Here is a 16,049-nt window from a genome sequence, read left to right on the forward strand (position 1 = left end):
CTCCGTCCGTATCTCCTAAAAATATATCGCAAAATATCAGACACTGCCTAGATTTGTTCGACTATGGTGATGATTTTTTCAGTGACATCGGCATGGCTGACATCGGCTGAAGGATAAATTTTTTCAAAATTATTCTGAAGCGCTGCAAAAAGCTTTGTGCGTTTTTCGCCGGACACTTCAATAAGTTCGGCCATTGCCCCCAGCGTTTCTCCCTGTCCTGAGGCAATATCCACAGCCAGATTATCCATATTTTCAGCGATAAAAATATCCAGCTTTTCATTTCTTTTGCCCAGGTCTGTGGCACGTTCACATCCGAGGGTACCAAATGTGATACCAAAGGTCTGGTTTCCGAAACAGCCGTTTATCACACCCGCGGTGCCCTGAGACAGAAGCCCGTCCTGGTCTCCAATCACCATGGACCCGAGTCCGCAGCCACAGTTTTCCCTTGTTCCGGCATGAGCTGCATTCAGTACCAGAAAGAAGACCGCCAATCCGATAATAACCTTTTTCATTCTTTTTTTTCTCCTTTAATTAAAAATTAGCAAATCAAAATAAACTTAACTTCAATTTATTTAAAACAAAAAAATTTATCACCTCCTTATCATTAATGAGTGTCAGGATCTTAAGGAAAACAAAACCGACATATGACAGATCACATGAACCTGCCTGGTTCTGTTTTCCGAAACCGTTTTTCTTGTTATCGGTATTATATAATAATTTCAAGCTGCTGAAGGCCAGAGTTTTCCGATGATTCGACGATCATATCCGCAAAACGATATTTGGCACCGAAGCATAAATGCTAACCATAGTATGTAGTGTTACAGCTTAAAAGCCATTATAGCATTCATATCTTACAGGACAAAACGCTGTATGAATATCCTATTATGAACAAAAAATCAAAAGAAAAATCTATCCTGATTTTATTTGGTGAAAAAGTGCGGGCAGAGAGGCTGAAACAACATCTGTCACAGGAAAAGCTGGCTGAAAAAGCAGGCTTGCACAGAACTTATATAGGAATGATTGAGAGGGCTGAAAAAAACATCACTTTGGAGAATATCAAAAAAATAGCAGATGCTTTGAAAGTGAAGATAACAAATTTGTTTGAGGAATTATGACGACCTACGGAGAGATACTCAGAAAGGCATCTGACAGCTTATTGACACTGACAGGAGATACATTATAAAACCCATATAACTCAAATCCTGACAAATCCTGACATGGCTTCCCAAGTCAGGGCAAGTTTATGTAATTTCAACAGAAAGAGGCGCATTCCCATTTTCCCGGTATAAGTATCAGACCATAAGTTTTTTGATATTTGTCCTGAAAAGAAACCCGGGTTTTTTCCCGGGATAACTCTCTCTTCTTCACAGGAAAAAGCCGGGTTTCTCCGCTGTTCGTAGGAAAAGATATATAAAAACTTTTGCTCAGGTACTTATTATGCAACCAACGGATTTAACTGATTTGCCCTTAAAACGATCATAAAACTGAATCGTTATAAATCAGATAGTTACAGGGCTGACCGGGAAAATGGGAATGCGCCCCATAGGGGTAAGCTCCTGATTTTAATATTTATGACTCCTCATAAGCAATTTGTTCCGGCAAATTTGTAATCAATGTCGGGGCTGAAAGCCAAAGCAGGGTCCAAGCCTGCTATTCCAGTGCGCCTGAGCGCACTTGAGCTTTTCAGCCGGAAGATTGATCTCCCGGCTTTTACCCAGGAAAACATCACTATGGATAAACAACTCGGAAACAGCATTCGATTTTTGAAAAAGAATAAAGAAAGATTAAGAAAAAGCCGAAGGGATTTAAGGCAGAAACTTGTCCTGATAAGAAAGCCACAAAAATTAAAACAGGAATCAGAGGGAGTTGGTGCGGAACTTGCTCATATAAGATATGAGCAACCTGAAAGAAAGCATGAATCTGAAAAACTCAAAAAAGATTCTAAAGAACTTAGGACGCAGCTTGCCCATATAAAATCAGGGGTAAAGAAACGAGAACAACAGCAAAAAACAGGAAAAACCAGAAAAAGAACCTTTAAAAAAACAAACAGCTTAAAATTTGATTATTTTATTGATTTAATTATAAGATATCGCTGGTTACTCCTTATTTCGTTTTGTCTTGCCATGATAGGCGGAATGTTTGTCTCAGTCACAACCCCCAGAATTTATGAGGCAAACACGTTAATCCTGGTAGAACCCAAAAGCATCCCTGACAAATATGTGGAGCCGCTCACAGAAGTCACTGTCAAGGAGAGGGTAAGCACGATCACGCAGCAGATAAAGAGCCGCACATATATTGAACGGGTGATAAACGGGGCCGAACTTTTCGCAGGCCCGGAATATGAGAACATGCTTTCGGAAGAAAAAGTCGCGGCCGTGCGCGGAAATATGAAAGTGAAAGTGACAAGAGGCCGGAGGGGAGCGGATTCCTTTACAATCTCATTCAGGGGGAATGACCCTGAAAAGATTACAAGAGCGGTGAACATCCTGGCAGGCTATTTTATTGATGAGAGCATCAGATTTATGGCAGAACAGGTCTTTGCCGCGAGCGACTTTATCCAGGAGGAACTGAGGGACAAAGCTGAAGATCTCATTGCTGTTGAAAATGCTCTGAGGGAGTACCGCACAAGATACATGGGAGGGCTGTCTGAGCAACTTGATTCCAATCTCAAAATGCTTGATATATTTTACACACGACTGAATGAAAGAGAAAAAGGTCTCAGAGATGAAAAGAGAAGGCTGATTCAACTTGGAAAACAGGCGAATACGCATAAAGAAATAAAAGATCAGTATGAGGATACTCAGAAGAGCATAAAACAGTATGAGGAAGATATCTCAGAGATACTTAATAAAATAAGTCGGTTCGAGAAAAGAATTGAGGACACCCCGAAAAGAGAGCAGGAACTCATGTCCTTAACCAGAGATTATAAGAACCTTCAGGATTCATATAATAAACTGTTGTCAAAAAAATTGGATGCGGACATGGCTGTCAGAATAGAAAGGAAATCAATAGGGCAGCGGTTCCGTATCCTGGATTCAGCCAAAGTCTCCGAGAAACCAGTGTCGCCTGACATAAAAAAGTTATTTATAATTTCTGTGCTGACGGGTCTGGGAATCGGCATCGGACTGATGCTTCTGCTTGACATTCTTGATACATCTGAGAAGACCTGAGGATATTGAAGCAAAACAAGGCACGGCGTTCCCTGAGCCTGTCGAAGGGAGGGAACAGCATCAGGCAAAAAATATAGGTTTCCTTACGATGGACAGAATTTGCAGATGGGAAATCCCCTCAGCACCCCATTTTGAAAGGAGAGCATCCGGCCTATATATTCCCCTTTCTCAACAGGGCCGAGGGATTTTTCATCTCCTGTAAATTTGCTTCTTAAAAACAGTCCGATTATTCAGGTATATTTGGTATGGTGGTATATTGTCCTTTATAGTTTTTAAGTCTGTATTCCTTTTCTGTTTTTTCCATGATGTAGTAATCCGGCATGAGCGGAATTTTTCCGATATTTGTCGCAATAACATACATGGGCTGGGCAAGGCCCGTGGTATGGCCCCGAAGCGCGTCCCGTATCAGTTCGGCTCCTTTTTCAACTGATGTGCGAAAATGATCAATTCCGGGAGCAGGTTCGCAATAAAACACATAATAAGGCCGGATGCGAACCGACAAAAGCTTCTGATGGAGCGTTCTGAAAGTTTCCACATCATCATTAATCCCTTTTAGCAAAACCGCCTGATTGCCCACATTGACGCCGCAGGAAAGCAGATCATAGACCGCCCTGGCTGTTCTCTCTGTAATTTCTTTGGGATGATTGCACTGGGTATTCACCCATATGGGAACACGGTGATATCCTTTCAGGACTTTTTTGAGACCCTCGGTAATCCGATGCGGCAGCACAATCGGTGTTCGGGTGCCAAACCGGATCATTTGTATGTGAGGAATTTCCCGCAGTTTGGCGATAATATATTCTATTTTGTCGTCCGAAAGAATAAAGGGATCCCCGCCTGTCACCAGAACATCACGGATTTCCTTATGTTCGCTGATCCACTGGATCCCTTCATCAACATCCATGCGGAGTTTAAGATCACGGTCCACCACAAGTTCCTTACGAAAACAATGGCGACAGTAGTTTGCGCAGACATCTGTCACGGTAAAAGCAATACGATCATAATACTGCCTGGCAATGCTGTCAGGCCGGACCTCGTCGGTATCACGGTTTTCTTTCCAGATCAGATAGTCGGAAATCCCGTAATGATTCTCTTTTTCCTTTAAAGAGGGAATCACCTGTTTTCTTATGGGACAGGTTGCATCATCAGGATCCATCAGAGAAGCAAAATAGGGCGTGGTTCCCCATTTTGTGTTCAGTGTTGTAATGGCTTTTTCCTCTTCCGGAGTGATGCTGATATATGCTTTCAGCTTTTCAAGCGTGCTGACACTGTTTCGGAGTTGTTCGATCCATTCTTCCATAATATTCTCCTTTTTCCAGATATCGTAAAACTCGCCGGAATCCTGCGTGTTATGAGCGCATTGCCGGCTTTTTTAAATATTTTATTATAAGAGGCAGCCTCTTCTCTGTCAAACGGGGTTATCTGCCGAACAGGGGTTGCAGCCCGTCTGAAATTTGCATAGGCGAACGGATCTGCTGCATGAGCAAATAAATCTGACAGGTGAAAAAATTTGGAAAATCCGAAATCATGCCGGACAATTTGAAAAATTGTCCGGGAAACAATTTGAAAAATTGTTTTACATCTGAACAAGCTGTCAGAATTTATCAGGTCGTGTTAGCGCTCCTGGTCAGACTGAATGTTTCGGACAAGCAACAGCTTATTTTCACAATAAAAAAATCCTCAGATAAATTTTATGCCAAGATAAATCTGAATCGGACTACTATAAAATAGAAAACAAGTCAATAAGGACATTATTGCAAAAAATTATTTCAGTAAAAACCAACATCAGATGACATATTTTAAAATTTTTTATTGCAATAAAATTAAATTTCATATAGAAAAAAAAGTTTATTAAACAGACATAAGGAAGCATGTCCACCCTCCGCTGATCTTCAAGAATAATAACGAAATGAAAGAATCTGAAGAGGTTTGTGTATTTTTAATATGCAACGGCTCGGACAGTTTTTCAAAATTAAGTGTATGTCAGAATATAACATCCTGAAATCAGAGGAATTAAATTCTTCAGAGCGGAATAAACAAAACCTGGAAAAACAATTGATTATATACTGCTCACTGGCATAAATTGCACTTTCTGAAAATCGGATTCCTGCTTTCGCAGGAATAACAGTTCGATATATCTCTGAAATAACAGAGAATATCATTCCTGCGAAAGCAGGAATCTGCACCGCTGGAAGCTCAGTTTATGGCTGTGACAAGCATAAAAACTATCCGAACCATTGATCATAATAAACGCTCATGAAAAAGCCGGGTTTTTCGCCCCGGGGTTATGAAAATGTTTTCAGATAAAAAACCCGGCTTTTCAAAATGTATTTTCACGGTAAAGATAGGGTAAAAATCACTGCTCATGGTGGTTTGCTTTCCTTCAATAAAATTTGTTCCGGAGGTGTTTGATTAAATGATGATACAACGCGGGCCGCGTCGGTGCGGCCGAGTTTCCGGTTATCTGGTCACTTATAAATTTTTTTACCGGGTATGGAATCTCATTCTTTTAATTCCTGTTTTGTTTGCGGCGCTCCCTGTCATTTCCTTACTATATGTGATATTATTTTTCACCCAGGGGTTTCCGGTTTTTTACAAAGGGCGGCGTCTTGGTAAAGATAAAAAACCGTTTGATATGTATAAGTTTCGGACATTGGTTGTTGGCGCGGACAAGCATACAAAAGACTGTGTGCTTCCTGTCCGATCCGGACTTGAGACCCCTCTGGGAAAATTTCTCAGGGAATCCAGACTCGATGAACTCCCCCAGCTTTTTAATGTTCTGAAAGGTGAGATGAACTTTATCGGTCCGCGGCCGGTACGTCCGGAAATTGCAAACAAGGCGGCTGATAAAATAAAAAACTATGATATTCGTTTTTGCGTAACACCGGGCCTGGTGGGATATACACAACTGTTTATGACCCACCGCACTCCCAAAAAGATTCGGGCGCGGTTCAATTCCTATTTTTGCCGTCGTAAAGTTATTTTTTGGAAAGAGCCTCTGATTCTGGCCATGACAATCATGGGAATGATTCGAAAAATGCGGGTGTTTTTATGGTCACGTTTCTCTGGTTTCATAAAAAAAGAACAATCAGAGAACAGACAGCTAACAGCCCTGACACAGAAAGCAGCCCCGTTAAAACCGGATTTCAAAGAAAAAAGATTCTTCCTGTCATATTCGTTAGCTGAAAAAAAGGTTGTCATTGTCTCAATAACTGATCACAAATTCACATGCGCCTGTGTATTGTCAGATATAGATGACAACACATTTACATTTTTTTCTTCGATACCGCTGTCCGAAGGGGATAGCAGATTTTTATTACAGATGAACATTGCTTCTTCCAAAAAACAGATAAAGGCTTACTGCTTTGGAACTGTTGTAAAAAAAGAGATGATACCCGGGGAATCTGAAAACACGGATGTAAAAACAGACAATGGTTCAGGCTCAGGTTATTTTTACTGGGTCTGTTACAAACCTGTGAGTGATTTTGATTTTTATAAAATAGACAAATATTTTCTCAACAACTCTATTTTGTGTTAGACTGAGGCGTTTTCCGGAGAAATGAATATATCCGTTTCAGACTAGGTCACAGGCCCGTGTGAAGTCATGTGTTTGGTTTTTGTGGTCTATTCTTTTTCGGAAATTATCTGGGAACTGATTTTAAGGGTGTGTCCCACCTTTTACACAAGGACAGGTTTTATGTGTGAAAGGCGGGACACATCCGTTTTTTTGCCACGAAGCCGCGAAGACACGAAGTTTCACGAAGTTTTACGAAGTCTCTCTGCGGTTCCTCTGTGTCTTTGCGGCTGATTTTTTCGGATAAGAGGTGGGACACACCCGTTTTTTTACCACGAAGCCGCGAAGGCGCAAAGTTTTACGAGGCCTCTTTGTGCTTCCTTTGTGTCTTTGTGGCTTTGTGGCTAATTTTTTCGGATGTGTAAAAGGTGGGACACACCCGATTTTAACTGAGTGTCGCCAAAAATGGAACACTGGTCCGAATCCTGATTATCGGACTGATGAGGTGTGTTCTGTTTTGGTTACACTCATTTTTATTTCTGACTTATGCGGATGAAGACATTGAAAACAGCGTTACATATTCTGCTTACCTTTTTTCTTTTTTCCTGCGGCGGAGGGGGGAAGGACAGACACGCCGTTCCCCTTGTTGAAAATGACAGCGGCCCGGTACCGGAATATTTTCACGAATACCGTCTGATGAGCGGTGATCTGCTTGATATCATATATAAAATCAACCTGATAAAAACAGATAAATATCGCCTGAACACAGCCGATGTTGTGGAAATACGTTTCCCTTCCATGTCTGACCACAACACTCAGCAGGTCATACGGTCCGACGGCATGATCACCCTTCCCTATGTCGGTGATATCAGCGTCATCGGTCTGACCACTCAGGAAGCTGCGGAAAAATTACGTGAGGCGTATAAGACCGTGCTGCGCTTCCCTGATATCTATTTGCTGCTGAAAGAAGAATCCGGAGCCAGGATCAGAGAACTCAGAAGAGTTATTACAAGCTTCTCCCAGGGGCAAACCCGGGTGCTTACGGTTCGGCCCGATGGTGTTATCACATTCCCTCTGATCGGTGATATGTCTGTTGCAGGTAAAACCATTCCTGAGGTATCTGAAGCAGTTAATCAGTCCTATAAACAGCAATATCCCGAACTTCAGGCAGATATTATCCTTTCTGAAACAGCGGGTTTTTTTGTTTATGTATTCGGAGAGGTGGGCCGTCCCGGGGCTTATGAAATGAAACAGTCCATGACACTCATCAAGGCCCTTGCTATGGCAGGCGGACCCAAAGCTTCTGCAAGGCTGCGTAATGTCGCACTCTCACACCGCAAAGGTTCTGTAATGGAATGCCGTATCATTGATCTGGAAGCCCGTCTTAAAGGAGAAAAAAAATGCGTGTCTCAGCTACTCAGACCCGATGATATTATTTATGTGCCAAAACGCCCTCTGGCAACAGCGGCCCAGATAGCCAAAGAAATTTCAGGTATTACCTTCTTCAGAGGTTTTTCGCTGGGGGCTTCGTGGAAACTGGATGACGAGTAAGTCAGGAGTGCCAAACTTGCAGTTTGGCAATAAGTATCTAACCATAAGTTTTCGATATTCGCACGGGAAAGAAACCCGGCTTTTTCCCCGGAATAAGCCGCCGCCCCTGAAGAAAAAAAGCCGGGTTTCTCCGCTGTTCGCGGAAAAAAAGATGTATAAAAAACTTTTGATCGGGTACTTATCTCCGAATATCGCGGTTCTCCCGGAAACCGGGGCGCTTCTTTCAAACTGCAAGTTCGGCAGTCCGGAGTGTGCGTTTCTGCCAAACTGCAAGTTCGGCAGTCCGGAGTGTGCGTTTCTGCCAAACTGCAAGTTCGGCACTCCGGAACATCGTAATAAATATGAAACAAAATCCCATGAAAAGTTTTTCAGAATGGATGGAAATACTGCTGACAGCTTTTTTCCCCCGGCTTCATCTGATCATCTGTGTCCCGCTCCTTTGCGGCTTATGTATGGCAGCTGTATGTTTGTCCCTGCCGTCTGTTTATCAGGGAAAATTTTCCTTGCTGATAACTGTCCCGGAAGTAGATGAGGCGGCTTTTGGCCCTGATATGAAAGTTGACGTAACCCCGGGGGTTGTCAAAACAAATCTGATATTAGATGAGATATATATCTTGCAAAGCCATGGGTTACACAAAAATATCGCACAAAACATCAAAGATAAGGACGCTTTGATATCGGGCTACTGGCAGACAGTTCTGCCAGGTTTTTTTACATATATTTCAGAAACAAAGGAAAAAATAAAACAACAATTGGTCTCTTTTCTCAAAAAAGGAGAAGCAGCCGAACCCGTGGCCGAAAATACCCTTGAAACATTTGCCTCATGCATCAGCGAAATGTGCGTGACAGAAACCCTGAGAGATTCCGATATTATCGAGATCAGGTGCAGGCATCATCATCAGGATTTAATAAAAGCAGTTCTGGACGCCTATCTCAGCGAATACCATAAGCTGAGAAATACCATCTGGTTTGACAAAGACGCGCCGAACTTTTTTCAAAAGCATTCAGCCAATTATTTTAAGCAATGGCAGGAACATCTTGATGAACTGATGAAGCTGAAAGAGACGCCTGATATCATTGATCCGGTTCAGGAAAAGGCAAAACTGGAGGATCAACAGATGGGCTATCTGTCTGAAATTCTGAGTCTGAAAACCCGGGTGAAGGAGCTTAAAAATCAGGCAAAAATATTCAGTGATCTCACGCCGGAGGAAGCCGTCATTTTTACGACCGAAGGCATTGAAAAGGATCCTTTGCTGAAGGAATTAAAAATGCGGATCGGTGTGGCCATGGCGGACCGGTCCGAACTATTAGGAAATTTCCAGCCAGGAGCCTCCTCAGTTGTAAAACTGAATTATCAGATCGCTGACCTGTATGCTGAATATAAAAAACTGACAGCAAATTTTTTTGAAAAGGAAACAGAAAAAAACCGTATCCGGATGAGGGCCTTTTCTTCTGCTGTGAAAAAAACCGAGGACAGAATATGTGAGCTGAATCAAAGACTTTTTCAGATGGATAAACACAGATACCAGATCAAAATGCTTGAAGAAAAGCTGGAGCGATATGAAAAACAATATGCTGACTATGAAACAAAAGCCATGAAGATCACTCTTCAGGAGGAACTTAGGAAGACCGTTACGACCATCAAGGTTGTTTCTCCGCCGTTTGTCAGTGAAAAGCCCGTATGGCCAAAGAAAACAATGCTGGTGATTCTGGCAATAATGCTGAGTTTCTTTTTCACGCTTCTTTTCATCGTGATCATGCAGATGATGGATGATTCATTTCATCTGCCCCGGGAAGTGACCCGGGAACTGAATTTGCCGGTACTGGCGTCTTTTCCTGTAAAGCCGTGGCAGAAAATCATAAGGAACCCCGCGGACAAACCGGGCTTTTTCAAAAAACTCGGTTCTAAAAAAAAGGTTCGGATATGAATGCCAAATTTTCATCTGTTTCTTTCGCGGTGTTTCTTGCACCGGCAGTCACATTCCTTGTGGTGGCGGCAAGCTTTTTCCAACCTGACAAAGCAATATATGTATTGGCAATTCCGATGGGATTGTTGCTGATCCTGGCGACATGGCAGGCTCCTCATCTGGTGGCATTGTTCATTGTTGCCCTGATTCCCATGGGAACCTTCGCGGAACTATCCGAAACAATGAGAAAGATTACCCTTTTCAAACTTCTTTTTTTCTTCCCTTTTTCTGTGCTGGTTTTAGGTCTCGTGTTCAGACGGTTTGAACTGCTCCCCCTGAATACCATGGACAAATGGATTGTCTGGTGGATCATGGTGAATATCTTTCTTATTTTTTCATCTCTGGACAAGGGCCAGGCTGTGACATTTTGCAGAAGACTTCTCAGCCTGGCTTTTTTTTATTTCATGCTGACCCGCCTTTTTTATCGTACTGACAGATTTGATATATTAATCCGGACAATTATTCTTTCAACACTCCCTTCGGTTATCATCGGATTCGGTGTATATCTCAGCGGGAACAACCTTTTTTTCTCCCGTCAGAATCTTCGTGTCACAGGCGCGTCAGGCATCGGCCCCGGAAGCTACACCGCCTCCCTTTTTCTCCCCATATGGCTGGCCGTCTCCGTGGCCATGTCCGCCCGTAAGCGCAGCATGAAAATGTATATTTATTATACCTTTGCCATTATTATTGCGGCAGTTATTCCGCTGACATTGTCCAGGTCCGGTGCGCTGGTGTTTGCGATCTTATTTTTCCTGGCGATTATTGTATGGCGGAAAAAGCTTACCTCGTTTCATTATGGCACATTGGTGGCGGGGCTGCTTATCGGAATGATGTTTATCCCCCAGAGTTTCTGGGAACGATCTTCCAGATTAAGCCAGATGGGAGATGTGAACATATCAGATGGTTCGCTTTGGCGTCGTATAAATTATCTGGAAGTGGGATTGAACATTGTGAAAGACTATCCGATTTTAGGGGCAGGCCCTGGTAATTTTCGGAGGCTTCATGCGGATCCCAGATATCAGAAGGAAATTTCTCTTATCGGAATGGAACGCCTTCCCCACAATATGTACATGCAGGCCATCACCGAGACAGGGATATTAGGAATAATTTTTTTTACGGGTTTTATCATAAGTATAATCATAACGACATTAGGCGGGCTGGGAGATGAACATATGGACGGCGTGGCAAGAGGATTACTTCTGGCACTGCTCGGTCTGTTGCTCATGGGCATGTTTTCTCATATCTTGCTGACCAAATATTTCTGGCTGACCTTGTCGCTGATACGGATACTTCCGGAGGTGGTCAGATATCATTCTCAGGCTGAGTGCTAAACTACCTGAATATTTAATACAAAAGTGCTGTGTACAGGACAAAAAAGATGAACAACAAAGAAACCCGGCTTTTTTCTGACGGGAGAAGGTGTCCCGTCCGGGAAAAAAGCCGGGTTTCTTCCAGCACCGCAAATTTTTGTCCTGTACCCAGACAAAAGTGAGTACGTTCCAATGGTAAGAAAAATCATTAAACACGCTGTGGCACATCCTGATAAAATTCCGTTGTCCGTCAAGCAGACAGCCAGAAAATTTCTGATTCTCACGGGCCGCCTCACTTATTATCTCAGACCCCTGCCGAATTTTATCCTCATCGGCGCTCAGAAATCCGGCACAACATCCTTATACAGTTATCTGATACAGCATCCCCGCATTACCCCGGGTTATAAAAAAGAGGTTCATTTTTTCGATAATCCCGGGCATTTCAGAAAAGGGATGCCTTGGTACAGAGCGCACTTTCCTGCTGCTTTTACTCAGCCGGGGAGTTTTGTCACCGGAGAAGCGACTCCCTCTTATCTTTGTCATCCGCAGGTTCCGGAGCGGATGTATGAAGCTGTTCCCGGTGTAAAACTCATTGTATTGCTGAGAAATCCTGTTGACAGAGCATATTCTCAATATCATCACCGGATAAGGCACGGAACTGAAACGCTGCCGTTTGAACTGGCTTTGAAAAAAGAGGAACATAGATTTTCCTCTTATCTGGCCAGAGGGATGTATGCGGATCAGTTACAAAGATGGATGTCTATTTTTCTCAGAGAACAGTTTCTGATTCTCAGCACTGAGGATTTTTTTCGTAATCCCCGAAAAACGCTTCTGAAAGTCACAGCCTTTTTGGAACTGCCGGACTGGCACCCTGATCCGAAAATGTTCAAAAAATATAATTCCAGCCATTATTCAGATATGAAGCCTGAGACAAGAAAATATCTTGCGGATTATTTTGCGCCGCATAATGAAAAACTATATCGTTATTTGGGTATGGATTTCAAATGGGAGACCGAATTTTTTGAATAATGAGATTTTCATAGGCACGATGAAAGGATATCCTGAGAATTACAATCCCGGCTCAGTCTGGCATTCCACGGACGGAGGAGACCATTGGAATGACATCACCAATGATCTCCAATTGAAAAGAATCAGCGATGTTGTTTATAAAGGCGGCTATCTTTATGCCGCGACATGGTGCGCCAATGCGTATCGTTTAAAAATCAGGTAATCTTAACCTGCGACAACTCGAAAGTCGCATGAATGCAACAATAAAATGACGCAATCCTCGCCTCGCAAATAATATGTGCAGGAACGGGGAACTTCCGGGCGGTTCATCAGCCTTTCACCAGCGTTGTTGAATAAGATTTCATTCTCATTCTCATCCGCCGTGGTATTCACACTCACAGTTTTATTCTCATTTTTATTCGCCCTCACACTGACACTCGCAGTGGCATATGAGTCCTGTCAGGTAAGGGGCGCGGACGCTGCATGATGAGTACTGCGTATGCTGTCATGGCTAAAAATTTTCTTGAATTTTCCGATAATTCGTTGTAAGTAATATTCTGAGCTTGTGTTTTTTTTGTAAAAAATGAAACCAACAGGTATGGTGACAGAATCACTGACGAATAACAGCACAATGATTTTCTGACCGTTGACATCCCCTTATCCTGCGGCTTTATTTTGCTGTTTGTAACTTTTGCGGATGTGCTTGCAGATTTGGAACGGCTTCTGTTTGTTTTATCAATAATGAATTGGCCCTCGGTAATTTCGTACCAGATAAAAATCAGCTTAATAATTTTTTTCTGCCTGATGTCTGTCATTGGTAAGTGGTGGCTGGCGACCGACTGATAATAACGGATAGTTTATCATTGACAACTGACAGCTATTAAAAGGAGATACGAAATGGAATTGAAAAGCCTGCAAATGAAGCTCACCTTCTCAGCAGGAATTTGTCTGCTGGTCACGGCAGCAATAATCATCACTTACTCTGCCATAGCCATGAAACACAGGGCTGAAATCACCCGGGAAGAGGCTGTCAGAGACGCGCAGAAATATACCGGTGCCACTGCAAGGCAATATGCCAAACATATCAAAGCAGAGCTTGGTGTCATCTTTGAAGCCGCACGTACCCTTTCCAAAGTCTTTTCGGGCATCAAAGATGAAAATATCGGACTTGAACTCAGTCGGGATGAAGCCAACAGCATCCTGAAAACCGTTTTAATCCGGAACCCTAAATTTGCCGCTGTCTTTACCTGTTGGGAGCCGGATGCCTTTGACGGAAAGGATCAGGGATATATAAACGAAAAAGGCCACGACCAGACAGGACGTTTTATTCCCTATTGGACCCGGGATAAAAATGGCAGAATTAACGTGGTCCCCCTGCCTGACTATGAAAAAACAGGAGCTTATGGCAATTATTATCTGCTGCCGAAGAAAACGAAAAAAGAGTGCATTCTCGATCCGTATCTCTTTCCTATCCAGGGAAAACCCACGCTGATCATATCTATGATCGTGCCGATTATTGTTGACGAGATATTTTATGGTATTGTCGGAATTGATCTGAGCGTTGACATTTTGCAGAAAGCGGTTGATGTCGGCATGGAGAAATTATTTTATGATGATGCTGTGCAGATTCTCGTAATCAGCCATAATGGCACACTGGCTGCGGTCACTGACAGACCCGAACTCATGGGCAAGCATATGAAAAGTATTCATAAAAAATGTTTTGAAAAAGATATGCGAAATATTAAAGCGAATAAGGAACAGATTGAGATAATGGGAGATCATCTTTCATTATTCTCACCTCTGAGGCTGGGCAATACGTCAACGCCCTGGTCCGTCAATGTCATCATGCCTATGGAAAAAGTCATCCAGGGGGCGGAGAGACGAACCTATCTGTCAATTCAGACAATATGGAAGACAATAAAAATCAGTATTTTATGCGTAATTATCGCTCTGGTTTCTCTGTGGTTTGTTATTCGGAAGATTGTCACGCCTATCAGAGAAATCATTAAAGCTTTAAGCGAAATAGCGAATCAGGTGGCCTCTGCTTCGGATCAGGTGTCATCCGCAAGTCAGGAGGTATCAGGCGGCTCTTCGGAACAGGCCGCTTCCGTTGAAGAAACCTCTTCCTCATTAGAAGAGATATCTTCCATGACCAGACAAAACGCGAACAATGCCAATCACACGAATACTCTCATGAAGGAAGCCAGCCAGGTAGTTCGGCAGGTCAATAAGTCTATGGCAGAACTGACTGAATCCATGAAAGATATTTCCCAAGCAAGCGAAGAAACTTCCAAAATCATTAAGACAATTGATGAAATAGCTTTCCAGACCAATCTTCTGGCTCTGAATGCGGCCATTGAAGCAGCCAGGGCAGGGGAGGCAGGGGCAGGGTTTGCCGTGGTGGCTGAGGAGGTGAGAACCCTTGCCATTCGCTCGGCAGAGGCTGCAAAAAATACGGCAACGCTCATTGAAGGCACTGTCAGGCAGGTAAAAGACGGGGCATCAATTGTGACAAAGGCAGATGAAGTTTTTATCAGATTAATTGAAATTACACAAAAAGTAAAAAAACTCATAGAAGAAATCTCCGCAGCTTCTCAGGAACAGGCCCGGGGCACGGACCAGATGAATAAGGCTGTGAACGAAATGGACAAGGTCACGCAGCAGAATGCCGCTAATGCCGAGGAATCAGCTTCCGCGTCTGAAGAACTAAGGGAACAGGCCGGGCAGATGAAAGGATTTGTAGAGGAACTGATAGCAATTGTCGGCGGAGAAAGAACATATGACAGCAGAGTGACAAGAACTTCAGCCAGAAAAAAGATACCTGATATTCAGGCCGGTATCAGGGACAGAAGCACCCTTGTCGTTTCCGCGACAAGAGAAAAGACAGTGATGTTGCATTCAAAAAAAGTGAAACCTGAACAGCTTATTCCTCTGAGTGATAAAGATTTTGAGGATTTTTGAATTTTTAAAAAAAGTTGATATTTCAATTCTGTGTACAGGACAAAAAAGATGGGTGCTAAAGAAACCCGGCTTTTTCCGGAAGGGGAAAGCGCACCCTCTGGGAAAAAAAGCCGGGTTTCTTCCCGCTAGTGGGTGACAAAGAAACCCGGGTTTTTCCAGAAGGGGAAAGCGCACTCTCCGGGAAAAAAAGCCGGGTTTCTTCCCGCGAGCGATAAAGATTCTGAGGAGTTCTGAATTTTTAAAAAATGTTGATATTTCTATTCTGTGTACAGGACAAAAAAACTGGGTGACAAAGAAACCCGGGTTTTTCCGGAAGGGGAAAGCGCACCCTCCGGGGAAAAAAAGCCGGGTTTCTTCCCGCTAGTGGGTGACAGAGAAACCCGGGTTTTTCCAGAAGGGGAAAGCGCACCCTCCGGGGAAAAAAGCCGGGTTTCTTCCCGCGCCGCAACTTTTTGTCCTGTACACAGATTTCAATTATAATTTAACTAAAGTATAACAGGTTTTTAATTCTACCTATTGTATTATCAGTAAGTTACAGATCATATTTTAGGCAGATTCAGTGCAAGTT

11 protein-coding genes are annotated in these 16,049 nt (G+C 43.0%); 9 read left to right on the forward strand and 2 right to left on the reverse strand.

All coding sequences use genetic code 11. The features are described 5' to 3' along the window. Positions 1-47: 47 nt before the first annotated feature. The gene (locus dnm_RS20675; RefSeq protein ID WP_207678798.1) at positions 48-512 is read right to left on the reverse strand and encodes a DUF3015 family protein; all 465 of its coding nucleotides are present in this window, start codon (positions 510-512) and stop codon (positions 48-50) included. A gap of 372 nt (positions 513-884) precedes the next feature. Here dnm_RS20675 and dnm_RS20680 point away from each other — a divergent pair, with 372 nt between their 5' ends. Together dnm_RS20680 and dnm_RS20685 are read left to right on the forward strand one after the other, a co-directional pair. Further along, on the forward strand, positions 885-1,115 hold the full coding sequence (locus dnm_RS20680) for a helix-turn-helix domain-containing protein (RefSeq protein ID WP_207678799.1): 231 nt from the start codon (positions 885-887) through the stop codon (positions 1,113-1,115). Positions 1,116-1,613: 498 nt separating this feature from the next. Further along, positions 1,614-3,170 (forward strand): GumC family protein, encoded by a 1,557-nt coding sequence (locus tag dnm_RS20685; RefSeq protein ID WP_207678800.1) that lies wholly within the window; start codon positions 1,614-1,616, stop codon positions 3,168-3,170. Positions 3,171-3,396: 226 nt separating this feature from the next. Here the strand turns inward: dnm_RS20685 and dnm_RS20690 are convergent, their stop codons facing one another. Next, on the reverse strand, positions 3,397-4,470 hold the full coding sequence (locus dnm_RS20690) for a KamA family radical SAM protein (RefSeq protein WP_207678801.1): 1,074 nt from the start codon (positions 4,468-4,470) through the stop codon (positions 3,397-3,399). 1,116 nt (positions 4,471-5,586) lie between these two features. Between dnm_RS20690 and dnm_RS20695 the strand changes: the two genes are divergently transcribed. The 7 genes from dnm_RS20695 to dnm_RS20725 all read left to right on the forward strand — a co-directional run bounded on the left by dnm_RS20695 (position 5,587) and on the right by dnm_RS20725 (position 15,481). Next, the gene (locus dnm_RS20695; protein ID WP_207678802.1) at positions 5,587-6,708 is read left to right on the forward strand and encodes a sugar transferase; all 1,122 of its coding nucleotides are present in this window, start codon (positions 5,587-5,589) and stop codon (positions 6,706-6,708) included. Between the two features lie 537 nt (positions 6,709-7,245). Beyond that, positions 7,246-8,235: a polysaccharide biosynthesis/export family protein gene (locus dnm_RS20700; protein ID WP_207678803.1), complete on the forward strand. Its 990-nt coding sequence runs from the start codon at positions 7,246-7,248 to the stop codon at positions 8,233-8,235. Positions 8,236-8,591: 356 nt separating this feature from the next. Next, complete coding sequence (locus dnm_RS20705) at positions 8,592-10,163, forward strand: GumC family protein (protein ID WP_207678804.1); 1,572 nt, start codon at positions 8,592-8,594, stop codon at positions 10,161-10,163. Then, a complete protein-coding gene (locus dnm_RS20710) occupies positions 10,160-11,533 on the forward strand; it encodes an O-antigen ligase family protein (protein ID WP_207678805.1) in 1,374 nt (457 codons plus the stop codon). The genes dnm_RS20705 and dnm_RS20710 overlap by 4 nt, the downstream gene beginning before the upstream one ends. A gap of 171 nt (positions 11,534-11,704) precedes the next feature. Next, the gene (locus tag dnm_RS20715; RefSeq protein ID WP_207678806.1) at positions 11,705-12,541 is read left to right on the forward strand and encodes a sulfotransferase domain-containing protein; all 837 of its coding nucleotides are present in this window, start codon (positions 11,705-11,707) and stop codon (positions 12,539-12,541) included. Next, positions 12,534-12,743, forward strand: a complete 210-nt coding sequence (locus tag dnm_RS20720) for a beta propeller repeat protein (RefSeq protein ID WP_207678807.1) — start codon at positions 12,534-12,536, stop codon at positions 12,741-12,743. Before dnm_RS20715 ends, dnm_RS20720 begins: the two co-directional genes overlap by 8 nt. Before the next feature lie 674 nt (positions 12,744-13,417). Then, positions 13,418-15,481, forward strand: coding sequence for a methyl-accepting chemotaxis protein (locus dnm_RS20725; RefSeq protein ID WP_246556050.1), 2,064 nt, complete (start codon positions 13,418-13,420; stop codon positions 15,479-15,481). Positions 15,482-16,049 lie beyond the last annotated feature (568 nt).

Source organism: Desulfonema magnum (genome assembly GCF_017377395.1).
GTDB classification, from domain to species: Bacteria; Desulfobacterota; Desulfobacteria; order Desulfobacterales; family 4be13; genus Desulfonema_C; species Desulfonema_C magnum.